We start from the raw sequence: 14,896 nt of genomic DNA, 5'->3' as shown, positions 1-14,896 counted from the left end.
GATCTGTGCTGGCTCGGCTCGGACTTTGGTGACCGACCTGGGTTGCGCCGACGGAGCACAAGTACAAGCGCAACCGCAGCCGCGAGAAGCACGGATCCGAGAGCGACCAGCAGAGAGACGGTCACTTCTTAGCGCCGCCCTGCACTTGAGTCGTGAAGACGTAGATCTCGAGTTCAGCCTTCCCGTAGGCCAGCTGCCCGTTCCAAAAGGGCCGCACGACGCCTGTGAACTCGCGCCGATTGGTTACGTCGGCGGGACTTGGCACGTTGGCGTGGCTGAAGGACTTGTTTGGAAAGAGCGCCGGAGAGGCGCAGTTCAGTTGCTGCCCGACGGCAGCCGCGACTTGCTGCCCCCGGGTGGCCTGGTCGGGGTGACCGCCGAAGATCAGAACGAGCGCGGCTTCGGCCTTGGTGGCCGTGAGCCGGGCGGTGGCGCGGCGTAGCGCTAGACAGGTGTCACGGCGAGCGGTCGCGGCTTGGGCTCCAGAGGCGAGGATGGCATCCGCGTTCAGGCTGATCGCGACCCGGCTTGCAGTGGTCTTCATGCCGATGATTTGCGGCTTCGGTTTGACCGTCGGCTTGGTCGTGGGTGGCGGCGGCTTTGGGGGGTCCATCTTCTGCGGGATCGCGGTGCCCAGGCCCACGATGAAAAGAACCAGCAGCAGGTCGGCGAAGACCCAGCCGGCGACTGACTCCATGGCGCGGAGGCGGCCGCGGCGGCCGTCGCTGCGATGTTCGCGAGGGGTCATGTGTTACCGGCCGCGCCGTCGGCATGCCAAATTTCGCCCGGCGTCACAGCGGCCTCACCGTTTCAGAGAGCTCTGCGAGGATCTGGCTCGAGAGGTCGGCGGCTCGGCTCAGTTCGGTGGTCTGCCCCTGCATAGAGCTCTCATGCCTTTGGAGCACGGACTGCAACTCCCTGATTACGTTGGTGAGGTCCCTCATCGACGTTTCACTGATGTCGGCTAGGCGGGAGACGGAGGCGGAACTCTTATCGGAAAGCTCGGCAGTGGCCCCTCGGCCGATCTCGGCCGCCTCGAGGACGGACACACGGTTCGCTTCCGCTGCGGTGGTGATTTGACGGGCGAGTTCGTCTTGAGCAGCAGCGACCTGCCCGACCTTCTCGGTGAGGCCGGCGAGCCCGGTCGCCGTTTGCCTTGCAAGTTCCGAGGTGCTTCCGGTCACCGCGGTGTGGAACTGCTCAAGAGCGGCGGCCAAGGTCGTCTTGACGTCCGCGACCGAAGACGTGAGGCGGTGTTCGGCATCCGCCGCGGACGCCGCGGATGCAGCCAGCTTCGTCCCGGCGGTGGTTGCCGAGGCTAGCAGTGGGGCCATGGCGGCGGTCAGTTGACCGTTGGCCTCGTTGATCTTGTCGATGCCTGTTTTGGTGGAGGCCTGGAGAGCTTCGATGCCCTTCCGCGTGGCGAGGTGTGCCTTGTTGAGTTCCTTGACCGAGCGCTCGACTGCTGCCTCGAGGAAGCGTGGGTCATCAGAACGACGCTCGTTGAGCAATCGTTGAGCGGTGAGTAGAGCGGTGACAAGTTCGCGGTGGGCTCGACTGGACGCCCTGTCCTCCCTATGGACGTTGACCTCGGCGGCGAGCCGGTGCAAGACGATGCAGGCGACAGCGAACAGCACCAGCGTGAAGGACACCAAGGCCATCGGTACAAAGCGATGCGCGCCCTCGAGACGGCCGTCGAAGCCCTGGGTCCACATCGCGAGAAACGTGCGTCCCTTCTCCTGCCCGGACGCGAGGAGGCCGTCGTATGCCTGTGTCGCGCTGTGAAGACTGAACCATGTCCATGCGACAGGGAGGAAGACCGACACGCCGGCGAGAACGCCAAGCACTCGCTCGAGCACCTGTCGATGATGAATCGAGATCGTTGCTTCCGGCGGGAAGGCCGAGATCAGGTCGATACCTGTCCAAGAAGTGTCTGAGTCGTCACTAAGGGCATGCGCTAGAGAGCTGAAATCGCTTTCGCGCCCCCTGAACCGCGGGTCTACCCCCAGCTCACCGATGCGGGTTGCACTTGCGGCCCGTGCTTCATTCACGCGCGCTCCTCTCGAGACGGACGGGAACACACTAAGTTACTCAAAGCGCTGGCATGGCGAAACGATCAACGCCTTGGCACGCTTCATGCGTTTGCGCGTCGGTATGTGCGACGTGGTCAGTGCGTGATCATGCCAACGAGGTAACGGTCCGGGTACTTCGACGGGCGCAGGCTAGGGCGTCTTCACGGTGATCCCGTATTCCTGCACCTGAGACGGGAAGTCCTTGGGGTAGGCCTCCGCTACCGCCAAGAATTTCCACTGTCCGTTGTGCTTGTACAGTCGCCCGAGCACTAGGCAACTGCACAAGACGCCTTGGGCCAGCGTGAACGAAGCGAGGCTCTGTCCATCGGCGGGGTCCCACAGGTTCATGTTGACCTCTCGGACAGGTTGAAGCGTCTGGCCGTCTTCGGGTGTAACTAAGACGACGTCTATCCCTTCGGCAGCTGCGGGTAGCGTGGTGATGTCGACCAGGACTTGTGCCCGGTGGTTGATGCCGCCGGTGTAGTCCTGCACCAAGAAGACGGAGCGGTCGGGCGAGACCGTGTTCGAGCTCATTTGGCTGAGGAGGTCCTCATCCGCGACGACGGTCCCTTCTGAGGTACAGATGAAGACCGCCACCTCTACCTGAATCGAGCCGGGGCTCCAGGTCGCTTCCATGACAAGGGCAGTCGGTGCGCCGTCTCCGACGACGACGCGGCCGCCACGTACCAGTTCAGTCATGCGGTTTCCTCGAGGATCCATTTGAGCGGGTCCAGCACCCGGAAGGGGGCTATGCCGGCGGCGGGCACCGCGTTTCCCTCCGGCGGCGCGCCGAGCGCTGAGACCGCAAAGTACTGATGTCGCGCAGCCCGCTCCCGAAGCGTGTTCGACAGAGTCGTCATGTCCAGGGTCCAAAGCAGGGAGCGCATTTCGGCATCGAGCAGCTCGAGGTCCACTCGGTTCACGCCTGGGGACCCCATGGAGGGGTCGCGCCGCAGGGGTGAACCGGACCTCACCATCACCTTGCGCAGCGCACTCCCCTCTACGTTCCGTAGCTTCTGGAGGACATCGAATTTGGACAGGGTGACAGCGAAGGGAACTTGGGTCTGGGCGGTGTGCCGGTCGCCGGTGAGCAGCGAAAGCAGCTGCTCTATCACCTTGATCCCGTCTCCGCCGAGTTCTCCACCGGGGTCGGCATATCCCATAAGGACGTTGCGGATCCGGTCGACCTTGTAGGGATCGAGCAAGGCGATCACGCCGTCGGCCCGACCGAGAAACGGGAGCTTGTCGCGGCGCTGGGCGAGCTTCTGAAGGTCCTCGCCGGCGACGTCACGCAGGACCACAGCACGTGTGCGGCCACCGATTTCCCGGTAGGTGAAGATCAGGGGCATTTGCGCCGTCTCGTCGTCCTGAATGGTCGCTGTCGGCTCGAGCAGCCGTCGCTCTCGGTAGAGCGGACCGAGGTACCGCTCCTCGTAGACTCGCTCCGTATCCCCGATTGCGGTAAGCGTCGAGTGGTGCTGCGTAGTCACCCACAGTTCGAGCTGCCCCTTAAGCACGCCGAGGTACAGGCTTTTTCCGGTCGTGCGGGCGCCAGCCATTGCGATGCACGTGACGACGGGCTCGGCATCACGCCAGAGCGCAGGGATTGGTCCTCGACAAGATGGGCACGCCTCCTGTGTGGTGGGCGTCCGGCACTTGTCGCACACGCCGGCGCGTTCGCCGTCATCCACGGAGAAGGACCGGCGAACGTAGGCGTCCCACCCGCGGTTGACGTTGGCCACGGTGGGGCTCTCCGTGAGACAGGGTCCCACGCACGACAGGAACAAGACGGTGTCAGGGATTTGCCGGAAGCAGGTTGGGCACTTCAGCCTTGCCATCACGGCACCTCCGTCAGCGCCTGCGCCAGTTCGACGCTCGTGTGCTCATCGTCGGCTGCTGACGGGTCGACTGCGATGACGGTCAGGTTCGGTGCGGATCCTAGGTCGGCCAGCGCTCCGAGCTCCTCGATCCCCGGTACGCGACGGCTGGGCAGGGAGTACGCCGAGCGCCCGGCCGCGACGACAATGACGTGGATGTCAGTTCTCAGTGCGGCATACGCGGCGAGATCCCGGGTATCCGCGGGGGCACCATCGGTCACGATCGCGACGATGCGGGCGCCTCGGTGCACGGCGTCGGAGACGGCCGGCGTGACGATGTTCCACGAGGGCGCCTGAGGTTGCGTGAGGACGGTGTGGACGAGCGCGACCGGCTCGTGGGTGGCGCCTTCGACTGGGAGTGGGTGTGTCAAGCCCGGCGTGATGGCGACGGTCGGCATCCGCCCGGTCCATTCAGTGAGGATGCCGGCCACCAGTTCTACGAGGGCGGCGAGCTGTTCTCCGCTGTAGATGGCGCGCATGGAAAGCGACGCATCGAGGACCAGGGCCCAGGAGGCGGCAGTCGCTGCAGTAGTGGGGGCTCCATTGCGCGATTCACGAAACGCGTAGCGACCCGGGGCCACCCAGGGATACTGACGTTCGTCCACAGACCAGGAATTCCTATCGGTCTCTGGCTGGAGGCCTTGCGTGTCGTCGACGCGTTGAGCTGGACGCGCGTTTGAGGCGACCATGGTCCAGCCGGCGCCAGGGGTGAGCTCGAGTCGCGCGAGTTCATACTGGCGAAGGGCCCCTACGTCGGCGGACTGGGTGATCACCTGCTGGGCTTCGATCGCGGAACTCTCGATGCGCAGATCGACTCCGATGCGGGTTCTGGGCGCAAACTTGCCTCCGGAGCAGGGCGTCGCGACTAGGCGAACACTGCCGGAGGCGGGGCCCACAAGCACTGTTCTGGAGTCGACCTTACGGAACGTCACGTCGTCTCCGTCCGCGTTGCGGGCCGTCAGCGACGCGTCGTCCGTCGTGCCGGTGAGGTGGGCACGCAGGACCACCTCGGGGAGGCTCGTTGACTGGCCCGCGGCCAGTTCACGCATCTGGGCCATGGTGGACTCCTTGGTGCAAGGCGGGGGTGCCTCGACGCCCGATGGCATTGCGGCGGTGATACTCCTGGAGCCAGAGACTGACGCTGCTCATCTCGGGTTCCGTTAGGACGCTCGCGCACTTGAGCAGGCAGCGGGCCAGGCGATAGTGGTCGGTCGTTGCCTCGGCGGGTGGCGGCAGGCTAAGGCTCAGGTGGACGTCTAGGTCGACGTCGTCGACTGGGCTCCTTGGCAGTGCCGGTTTTGGGTCTGCATCTGGGCCGATAATTGGAGAGTTGTGCGATCTGGTCTGTGCCAGCTTCGGCTCTTCCGGCGACTTCGCCGTGAAGTTCGGTACTGATTGGGACCCGAGGCCCAGTAGTTTCGCCAGGGCCTGGACCCCGAGGCCCAACCGCTCGCCCCACTGGTGGAGCAGTCGACGCCGTGAGCTGTCGTCGGGGCAGTTGGCGACCAGTGCGGCGGCGAGGGGCGCCCCAGGGTCGCTGTAGTTGTCCCCATCGGCGGCGAGTTCGTCCATGTGGGCAATGACGGCTTGGACAGTCTCGGTCGTGTGGCGCCCGGGATCGGTCAGTTCGAAGAAGGACTCTTGCCACAGGCTGCCTGAGGGCCAGCGCTGGCCTGCGTATTCCCATTCGCCGTCCGGCGCGGTGCTCGGCAGGTTGTCGAGGTCGAGGATCAGCATCCGCTGCGCCGATGGGCTCGCGAGTAAGTCTTGCGCTCGGCGTAGGTCGGCTGCCGGGATGCCGACGACTCTGGCGTGTTCCAAGGCCTGAGGGAGCTTTGAGGCGCGTTCGAATGTGCTGAACGCCAAGGTGCCGGCGGCCACACGAGCGGCCGTCAGGTGGGAGACGACCGAGAGCCACGTCGCGAACTCGTCTTGAGACCCGGAGGCCAAAACGAGAGCCCAGCCTCTGTCGAGGCATGCGGCCACTGCCGACAGCAGTGCTTCAGTTTCCACCTGGAGGGCGAAGGCTCGCTCGATGGCGGCGTCACGGTGGAGCAGGCCATCGGCCATGGAGTCGGGCAGTGTCGCAGCGGCAACTTCGGTCTGCCCGAACGGCGTCAGCCACGAGGGTGAGCGCCAGAGGTCGATCGGACGGAGCCTCTCCGGCAGGCCGGCCATCGCGACGGCATGGGTGAAGACATTTCCGGGGCGTCCCGTGGCGTCTTTGCCTGCTTCTACGGCATGCCACCAGACGCTGCCCCCGTCATCGTCGTATCGAAAAGACAGTCGCCTGGTTCGCGAGGCGAGCTCCGGGGTCGTGGGGAACTCGTCTAGCCGCTCGAGTGTTTCGAGTCGCGTGCTGACACCGGCCCGCATCTGTGCCTCGAGCATGGCGGGCGTTCCTCGCGTCACTTGTTGCACGTCCCATCCGCCGGAACGGCCACGGCCGGTCTCTGCGGAGGCGTAGGTGAGTTGGAACCAGGTCATCTCAGCCGTGCCACAACTGGGTGAGGGGAGGGTCTATAACGGCGTACTTCTCCTGTTCCTGTTCGGGTAGATCGAGGAACAGGCGGAGGTAACCAGGCAGCGCCTCGGTCGGCAGCTCAATGCGCACCTGGGGGGCCTCCGGTTGAAGAGTCGTTTGGGCGTATGGCACTCGTTGGCCGTCATCTTGGTGCAGCGGCAGTCGCTCTTGGTTGTGCACGAGCACCAAGGGAAGCGAACCGGTGATGTTGTCTCGTGCGGTTGCGACGAGCTTTTTGCCGGTCACTTGGTCAACTTTCCGGAACCAGCCTTGTCGAACCGGCTTTGTCACGGACTCGAACGCATAGTGAATACGGACAAGGCCGTGGTAGCGCACTCTCGCCGGCGGCCCCTGCGTCGGCCTACTTTCGTTGTATGAGAGCCCGACGACGTGCAGTACTGCGCCATCGGATGGCAGCAGATTGAGGTGGACGCCTCCGAATTGCGCGTGGGTAGTCGGAGTCAGTTCGGCCAGTTCGACAAGCTTGGAGAGGTCGGTTGAATCGCTGGCAAGGTCTGGGCTGCTTCGGAAGACCTTGACGACGCCGGCGCCGTCGGGCCATGCGAAGGTGAGGAACTGCTCGTCGACGCGCTCGACTAGCTCAAGGTGTCGGACTTCCCCTACTCGGTTGCGCACGACTGTCTGACCGACGCGGTACTGGTCGAGTCCCTTCGCGGCTGTCACGGCGGTGAAGTAGACGCGGTCCTCACCTGGGAGCCAGGGAGATTCAACTTGGGCACGACCGTTGACGAGACGTTCCGGGTCTGTGATGGCGGTGCCGCTAAAACCGATTCTTTCCAGTCCCGCGGCGTCCAGGGTGCGGTCGCTTACCCCGGCGGGTGGCTGCTCTAGGCGCTTGTGGATACGCACCGTCAGCCCTGGGTCGGTGAGCGGCAGCCACGAGATGAGGAAGCGGTCTTCGTCGGCTACGTCGACCGTGAGGTCCTTCGCTACGGGCAGTTCGGTCGCGATCGTCTGGAAGGAGCGCACGAGCGGCGAACGTTGCATGGTGCCGTTGGCGCTGGCGCAGGCGTAGATCCGGTATTCCCAGCGGCCGGAGGGCACGTCCTCGTCGGTGAAACCGTCGAGGTTCTGGCCGTGCTGGGTGCCGCTGATGACGTACTCGGTGTCGTAGACGTCGGCTTGAAGAGGCGGGTCTTGGACCGGGACTCGTAGGACTTCTACCCGGTCGATTTGCGCGGAAACGGTCCAGCGGCCGGATACGCGACGTCCCGTTGTTCCAATTTGAGCGTCGTGTACGGGCTGAATGGCGACGCCCTCGGCCCAGAGGACGGGTTGGCTAGCCCGGGCGGCTGCCTCTGTTGGGCCGGTATTCATGAAGACCGAGTAGTAGCGCTTTGCGCCGGTGAAGGGTTGAGGGTCGACGGCGGTGGTGTCGAAGGTGGTGGCAACCATGCGGCTCTTGTCGCTGAGGTCAAGATCCCACGCGAAGGTGTCTAGGCGAGCCACGACACGGTAGATAAGGACCTCGGCGTCGTCAGCGGGGCTCTTCCACGCGAGGGCAATGCCGTCGGTTTCGGAGGTGGGAAAAGTGATCTGGTTCGGAGCCATTTGGTTTGTCGGCTGGTTTCCACCGGTGAACCCGTCGGGTGACGTCGCGCCGGTTCGCCGCTGTGTCTGTGCTGCTGGAGCCRGCGCCCCCGGTGAGTCGCTTGGCTCTAACCCCAACACAGAGGCCAGCGCTGCGCCGTTGTGTCGGAGGAATTCACGCCATCGACGCCGATCGGCGCTCTCGACTGTGATTCGGTACAGTTCGTCCTCGGTGCGGATGCCAGTGAGTCTTAGGGTGAGCTTCTCATCGATCGGCACATCGTCGCCGTTCGCACGCAGCGACTCGATCCAGGACATGAGAGCCGCGGCCGGTTGTGGAGCGCGAGTCGAGCGCGTAGCGGGCGGTGCCTGCGCCGGCGCTCGCTCGGATGGGGAAGGCTGGGAGTCTTCCTCGCGGTCAAGCACAGCGGCAAGCTCGGAGAAGCATCGGCCAAGGGCTCGTTGGTCTTCCCAGAGGATCCGGGTCATGACCGGCAGTTGGGTGACGTGGAGGCGGGCCGCGATCTCCACATCTTGTCGGCTGGGTCGGCGGCCTTCTGGCAGCGTTTCCCGCCACGCCAGGGCACGGTCGACTCGCTTTTGCGATGACGTCACGGGTGGTCTCCTGCTGGGAGGGCGAGCGGCGCGTTCTTTGCGGTCATGGGTTCCACGGTGTCGGGGCGGTCGCGCAAAGCAGCTCCGCCAGAGGGCTGAGACCATGCGGAGGTTAGTTCGTACCACAAGACGTTCGACATCTCAGACCTGCGGGGCGTTCTGTGGCGATGGTGTCGAGTCTTTTGGCGGCACCGTGCCGGTCGGCGTTCGGTTCGAGAACCGAAGGTCTTCGGCGACGAAACTCTGGGAGATTTCGGTGACTACCAAAGTGGAGGGGATGGCTTGTCCTGCGTGATTGCTCACGACGGTGGACACGTTCCACGGACTTGAGCTGTGTGGCACATCGGAGAAGATGGCTGGCGAGAATCGACGGCCGTCGACCGGGCCGGTGGTGACTTCCTGTAGACCTCGGACGAAGTCTTGATAACTCTCCACCTTTGAGGCGCCCCCACCGTCTTGCGAGCGAACGCGGCTGAGAAGCCGATCTTGTAGCTGCCTTCCATGACTGAGGGCCTCGTCGATGTCTGGGCGCACTTCGGCTGCGCCACCGGTCCAGATTCGCTCCGCGACAGCGTGGCTCCACTGCGTAAGCACGGATGTCTGTGACACCGCACGGTCGCTGAAGATGAGGTCGGCGTCCTCTTCGAGCCAGTGTCGGTCGGCACCCATTGTGGGCAGGTCGGTTCGGAACGCGGCCCATGCTTTGCTCAGCCATCCCACCGGGTAGACCTGCGGGCGTAGGCGGTTCACGACGTCGTCGATGACGGCTTCGTCTGGCATGGCGACACCGAAACGGTGGTTGTACGGGTACCCCTCTCCGACCAGGATCTCAGCCTCGTCAGCGACGGCGCTGTGACCCCACGGGGCTTCGACAAAGCTGCCGAGGGCCCTCCCCCAGTCCGTGTACTGGCGGTAGAGCCGTTGCAGGCGCCGAAGATCTTCGAGCGCCTCCGCCAGTTGGGCCTTCTGGACGGCTGCTTGGTCGGAATCACTCTCCATTCGGTGTCGCAGTCGGAACAGGGCCTGTTGGCGCTGCGTGAAGATCGCGGTAGCGGAGACGAGCCATGCCAGAACTAGCAGGAGGAGGATGAGGCTGGCGTAACGCCAACGCAGCGCGTCGCTGGCCGCGGCCGCGACGGTCATCACGACCAGAACGCCAAAGACGGCGGCGTGGACGATGAGCACCTTCGCCAAGGAGCTCTGCAGTGAGGCGAGCTGGGGTGGGACGTCGGTGCGTTCGCGCAGGCTCTGGAGCGCGGCGACGTACCCACGGACCTCCTCTCGGACGGTGGCCAGCTCGTCCGCCAGCCTCTCGCCGACCTTCCCAACGTATGACTGTCGACGCACCTCGAACCATTCGCGTAACTGGTTCTGCGCGAGCATCAGTGGCGCGGCACGCTCCGGCTGCTCTCGGGCTTTCTCCCCTAGAAGGTCGTGCGCTCGCCGGCCAGCATCGACGTCGTACGGCGAAACACGCTCGATCTTCGCCACAGCTCGCACTTCCGGTGCGACTGCGAAGACGTCGGATGGCCTGTAGGCCACGTGGCGTGGGTCGGTGATCACGCCCTCGCTGGTGCCCACCTGCTTCGCGCGGAGTTCCTCGCTGCGCGCCCCAGCATCGAGCAGCGTTAGCGCGCCTGAGACGAAGTCCTTCCAGAACTCGGCATAGTCATGCTGTTCCGGTGGGCCTGGGACGTCTTCGTCTCGGATGTGACTGATCAGTGCCTCGAGGGCACCGTCGTACTCCTCGAACGTCGCGAGCTCACCGTTCTCCTTGATGCCGCGGATCCCGTTCACGGTCACGACGTACGCCGCTCCGTCGCGGCCTAGGAAGGCGCTTTGAGCGGCCACGGCGATCTTGGCGGACGCTCGGTGCATGACTGAGTGGACGAAGTCCTGAGGCGCACGACGCAGCGCCATCCAGAAGAACCGGAGGAACATCCGGGTCAACGCGGTGAGCCGAATCCTTGTCTGCGGGCTTTGGGCGGTCTGGGGGCGCGGCCGCGCGAGCACCCTCGTCTCGTGTTTGTTCAGCAGTCGCTTGGCCATGTCCTCGGCGGCTCGTGGCTCATCATCGAAGCGACGCGTTGGACGCCCCTGCAGGGTTGGCACCGGGTACTCCCGTTGCACGTCAATGACCCGCGCCAGGAGGCGTGAGGTCACGGCGTCAGCGTCGAGATGGCGCGTGAAGGTCCTTAAGGCCACCAGTTGGCGGCCGCCTGAGGGCGGTGCCCCACCGAACGGGGTTCGTCGCTCGACGGTCCACAGCCCGAGGGCGGAGCAGAGCGCTGCGGCTTGTTGGGTGAGCCGCACGGGACTGATGGGCGAGGCCGTCACCGTCTCGACGCCAGCATGCGGTGCGCGCGAGTTCTCCGGGACGAGTACCACGTTGTGACAGCCGTACCACCCGAGGAGCTCGGGTTCGATCTGCGGCCAGGTCGCCGGTTTCACGACGCTGATGGCGTGCACCCATGTGAGGTCCACGGAGGGAAGGGCGTCGCGCACCTCTCTGCAGACGGCGCCTCCTTGGATGGGACCCACGGTGGAGAACGCCTCGTCCACCTGGCTCAGGCAGACCACGTGCACGTTGGCGGTGGAGGCGCGACGGGCCAGGTTGGCCTGCAGCGCCGCGGCGGCGACGTTGCCGTGCTCAACAGCTAGGCACGCTGACCCCTCGCTGTCGCCCGGCGCGTCGGCGTCGACGAGGAGAAGGTCGACGATCAGTCCTTGGGCAGACCAGTCCCGGAGCACGTCGAGGAAGAGCGCCGACTCTCTCCGCTTGGCGACGAGGATGACGAGATCAGATTTGGGGAGCGTCACCGTTAGAACCTCCGGCCATAGCGCTTTCCAGTGCCTTCTCGACCATTGCGATGAGGTCGTCAAGTGCCCCGTGGGTCGACAGGGCGATCTCGGAGAACATCGGCTGGGCCTGCAACTGCTCGGGAGAGGCGCTCTTGGGGCGGTACCGTGCTGTGGGGCCAAAGCCGCCTGTGGGCTCCAGCCATCGGTTTGCGATCCAGTGCCGGACGCTGTTCAGCCAGGTGATGACGGCCTTGGCTCGCGATTCGGGGTCGGGCGTGGCGCACGTGATTGCGTCGATGGGCGATTGAAGGCCTGAGGGCCAAACACCTGTGCGCAGCCAGCCCTCCAGAAGCCGTTGTCCCCTGACCGGGGTGGCGTGCGTGGCCGGCTGCGGGCCGTCATCGGCGAGATGCCGCAGCGCCTGATAGGGGCGCAGTGCCCGCAGTTCAGGGTCGTCCACTGAGCCGATGACAGCCAGGGTGTGCCCTTCTAGGACACCGGCGAGCCAGTCGAATCCGTGCGGGTCACGGTAGCGGTCACGGGCGGTCAGCAGACGGGGCGTGAACTCCACCCACTCCTGTGGACCGCTCCACACGCTGACCAGTTCCTCGGAGTGGTAGTCGGCCGGTTGGTGCACGAGGCCGAGGGCTCTGCCGATGTACCAACCCTTGATCAACGTGACCTGTTCGATTGCGCTCATCGCGAGGGCGGCTGGAAGTGGGCGGGCTCGCTTCCACCGCCACAGCTCCCGCTTGCCGTCCTCGGACTCTCGCGCCCATCGGTCCTGCAGCTGACGCAGGAACGAGTTGAAGACGAGCGGGTTATAGACCGGGTAGCCGCCGAACACGGCGATGCGCGGGTTCGAGCTCGTGGGTGCGAGCGCGTCCTCGTAGCGGGTGACAGTTTGCTGCTCTACCTCTGCGCTGTTCTGCAGGAGCTCCCGGACAGCCTCCGCGACGGTCGAGCCGGGCGTGAGCGGGATGGAGCTGAAGGTGAGCTCCACCTTCAGGTCGGCATGGTGCAGAGCCGAGATCATCGGGCGGCTCACTCCAACCAGGGGCCGTGCCTGCTTGGTGGTCTCCTCGAACTTCCGCACGAAGTCCGCGCGCCGCTGTTCACGAACGAGATCGGAGATTCCTGGCTCGTTGAGGTACCCCTCGAACGTCTGCGAGCTGAACTTGTCGAACCGCTGGTCCTTGCGGGCTTGGTAGGCCAGTGCCCGATCGAGTATCGCCTCTGTTGAGAGCGCCAACCGGTAGACCGGCTTGCTCGGCGGCGTCGGCTGCCCCGTGGAGTCCTTTTTGAGGTCGCCAGCACGCCATGGTCGCTCGCTCCAGATCACGGGCCACTCGGCCCGTTCGGCGCCGACGTTGTCCCAGTGACCGCGGAGGATCTGCTCGACCATCCCCATTAGGTTGGCGTGGAAGGAGGGCCCGTCGGCCGTGACGTGCTCGCGGAACTTGGCCGGGAACTCTGCCGAGGTGGTGAGCAGGACCTCGTTCTCGGCGTGATCGAAGCGTGGCGGGACGAAGTCTGAGTCTTCGGGCCAGTCGCGGTATGCGGTCGAGCGCAGCAGAGCTATGCCGGCCTGCCGTGCTGTCGACTTTCGAGCGCTGTCAAGGCTTTCCAAGGAGCCTGTGACGGCCGCGTGAAGGCCGCCGAGGACGTCCTCGCCGTAGGAGGCGAGAATGCCTGAAAGAAACCGGGCCGCTTCGGCGCGCAGGTGCCGTTCGGCGCTTTGCCGCACGTCGTCGGCCACTCGTCGTTGGAGTTCTGAGTTCGCGCTGGCGGTCTTCTTGAGGGCCTCAGCCGCCGCATCCGTGTCCGCGGAGACCTTGAGGGCTGGCAACCCGCCCGGTGCATTCCGGACGCGTTCCACGAGTAGGCCCACGTCAGATTGGAGCCGCTCGATGACCTTGCGTGCGTATGGCAGTCCCTGCGCGGGGTGACTGATGATTCGAACAAGCTCGGCTTGGGTGCGCCTCTCCAGCGATGTTGCGTACTCGTCGGCCCACCGGTAGATGTGCTCGCTGACGACCATCTTGGCTGTCTGCTCGTGGTGGATGAGGTTGGCACGCACTTCGCCGAGCCAGTCCAAAGCGGGCATCTGGCCTATGCGGTCGGTCCACTGGATGAGTGGTGTGGTGGCCGCCGTGACGATGGACCTTCTGTCGTTCTCTGTCAGCGCGCTCCTCGTGAGCCAGTCGAGCGCCGAGCCGTTCGGTACGGCGAGGCCCAATTGCTCGGTGATCACGCTCCACTGGCTGTCCACAAGCTGCTCGAGCTGGTCCGTCGGCGGCAGGGGGTTGGTCGGGTTATGGAAGCCCTCGACGAGCTTGTCCACGGCGGTGTGGGCGAGCCTTTGGGCGACGTACTCTGCATACCTGTCGCGACCCAGGCTCAGGCTCGCGTAGCCGAATGAGGCCCAGGCGATGTCAGCGCTCTTGGCTCCCCAGCCGAAGCGCGACTGGGAGTTGTCGAGGGGCTGGGGGTTCTCGAACCGGGTTTGGAGGTACTGCGAGGTGGCCGCCTCTGACAGCAAGATCGCGGCGAGTGCACGACCGAGCCCGCGGTAGATGTCGTCGGGGGTGTCTCCGAACCGGGCTCCGTCTCCGCCGATGAAAGAGCCAATGGGAAAGACGCGACCGAACGGCGGTTCCCCGGTGCGGTCGACGGGGAGGCCCAGGGCTTGGAGCAGGTCGCCGTCGGCGTTGTCCGCGGCTCCTGTCTGCGCAGCGATGAGTTCACCGAGGGCGCCGATGGCGTTGCCGTCGATGCCTTTTCGCTTGCCAGCGTCGAGGGATTGGAAGACGTCCGGGCTGAAGAGGAAGGCTCCGAGGTAGGTGCGGTTGATGGAGCCTACGCGACCGAGGATCCGGCAGACGTCGAGGAACATCGACGCGCCGGATCCGCCGGCGATCGACCCGACGACGATGGGTACGACGACGCCGGCTTGGTCGAAGGGTCCTTGGTCGGGCAGGGATGACGGCAGGTTCCCCCACGCCGTGGGGCGCTGGAGCGCCTCCCAGGCCTGTTGCAGCGCCGCCTCGATCTCCTTGACTCGGGTGAGTGTGAGCATTCGTCCAATGGCTCGGAACTGTCCGGCACCGGTCGTGACCGGCACGTTGTCGGCTTCGCTGCCCGGCTCCCATGTGGCGAGCCCGCTAGTGGCTCCTCTTTCGGCAAGCCGGGCTTCGACGGTGCGACGAACGTCGCCGAAGGTGTTGCCTGCGGAGCTGACGGAGACGTACCGGCCGCCGAGCTCGGTAATGCTGCCAAGCCCGGGTGTCCGTTCCGGGGTGGGGTTGACGTCGATTTGCAGGAACTGCCACGCCTCCGGAAGGTCCTTGATGCCGTGGGCGCGCAGGTCTTCGCGCAACTGGTCCATTAAATAGCGAAGGGTGGCGCCACCGGAGCCGCCGACACCGACGATCAGGTACTTCTTCACTTTCGAG

9 protein-coding genes are annotated in these 14,896 nt (G+C 65.1%); all 9 read right to left on the bottom strand.

All coding sequences use genetic code 11. From position 1 onward, the window contains the following. Positions 1–121: 121 nt before the first annotated feature. The 9 genes from AC1DP0_RS00355 to AC1DP0_RS00315 all read right to left on the bottom strand — a co-directional run bounded on the left by AC1DP0_RS00355 (position 122) and on the right by AC1DP0_RS00315 (position 14,889). On the bottom strand, positions 122–697 hold the full coding sequence (locus AC1DP0_RS00355) for a hypothetical protein (RefSeq protein WP_478081703.1): 576 nt from the start codon (positions 695–697) through the stop codon (positions 122–124). A 94-nt stretch (positions 698–791) separates the two neighbouring features. Beyond that, complete coding sequence (locus AC1DP0_RS00350; protein WP_478081701.1) at positions 792–2,051, bottom strand: hypothetical protein; 1,260 nt, start codon at positions 2,049–2,051, stop codon at positions 792–794. 171 nt (positions 2,052–2,222) lie between these two features. Next, positions 2,223–2,771, bottom strand: a complete 549-nt coding sequence (locus AC1DP0_RS00345) for a TerD family protein (protein WP_478081699.1) — start codon at positions 2,769–2,771, stop codon at positions 2,223–2,225. Next, positions 2,768–3,814, bottom strand: coding sequence for a hypothetical protein (locus AC1DP0_RS00340; protein WP_478081697.1), 1,047 nt, complete (start codon positions 3,812–3,814; stop codon positions 2,768–2,770). The genes AC1DP0_RS00345 and AC1DP0_RS00340 overlap by 4 nt, the downstream gene beginning before the upstream one ends. A 95-nt stretch (positions 3,815–3,909) precedes the next feature. Next, positions 3,910–5,007 carry a hypothetical protein gene (locus tag AC1DP0_RS00335; protein ID WP_478081695.1) on the bottom strand — a complete coding sequence of 366 codons (1,098 nt, stop codon included), beginning with the start codon at positions 5,005–5,007 and terminating at the stop codon, positions 3,910–3,912. Then, a complete protein-coding gene (locus AC1DP0_RS00330; protein ID WP_478081693.1) occupies positions 4,991–6,436 on the bottom strand; it encodes a GAP1-N2 domain-containing protein in 1,446 nt (481 codons plus the stop codon). Before AC1DP0_RS00330 ends, AC1DP0_RS00335 begins: the two co-directional genes overlap by 17 nt. 1 nt (position 6,437) lies before the next feature. Next, complete coding sequence (locus AC1DP0_RS00325) at positions 6,438–8,342, bottom strand: SaeA-related protein (protein WP_478081691.1); 1,905 nt, start codon at positions 8,340–8,342, stop codon at positions 6,438–6,440. 438 nt (positions 8,343–8,780) lie between these two features. Next, the gene (locus AC1DP0_RS00320; protein ID WP_478081689.1) at positions 8,781–11,459 is read right to left on the bottom strand and encodes a hypothetical protein; all 2,679 of its coding nucleotides are present in this window, start codon (positions 11,457–11,459) and stop codon (positions 8,781–8,783) included. Next, entirely contained in the window at positions 11,440–14,889 is a 3,450-nt protein-coding gene (locus tag AC1DP0_RS00315) for a tubulin-like doman-containing protein (protein ID WP_478081687.1), read from the bottom strand. Before AC1DP0_RS00315 ends, AC1DP0_RS00320 begins: the two co-directional genes overlap by 20 nt. Positions 14,890–14,896 lie beyond the last annotated feature (7 nt).

The organism is Terrabacter sp. P5_B1 (genome assembly GCF_056400505.1).
The sequence above is the reverse complement of the archived record's forward strand: the minus strand, read 5'-3'. Positions and strand labels throughout refer to the sequence as shown.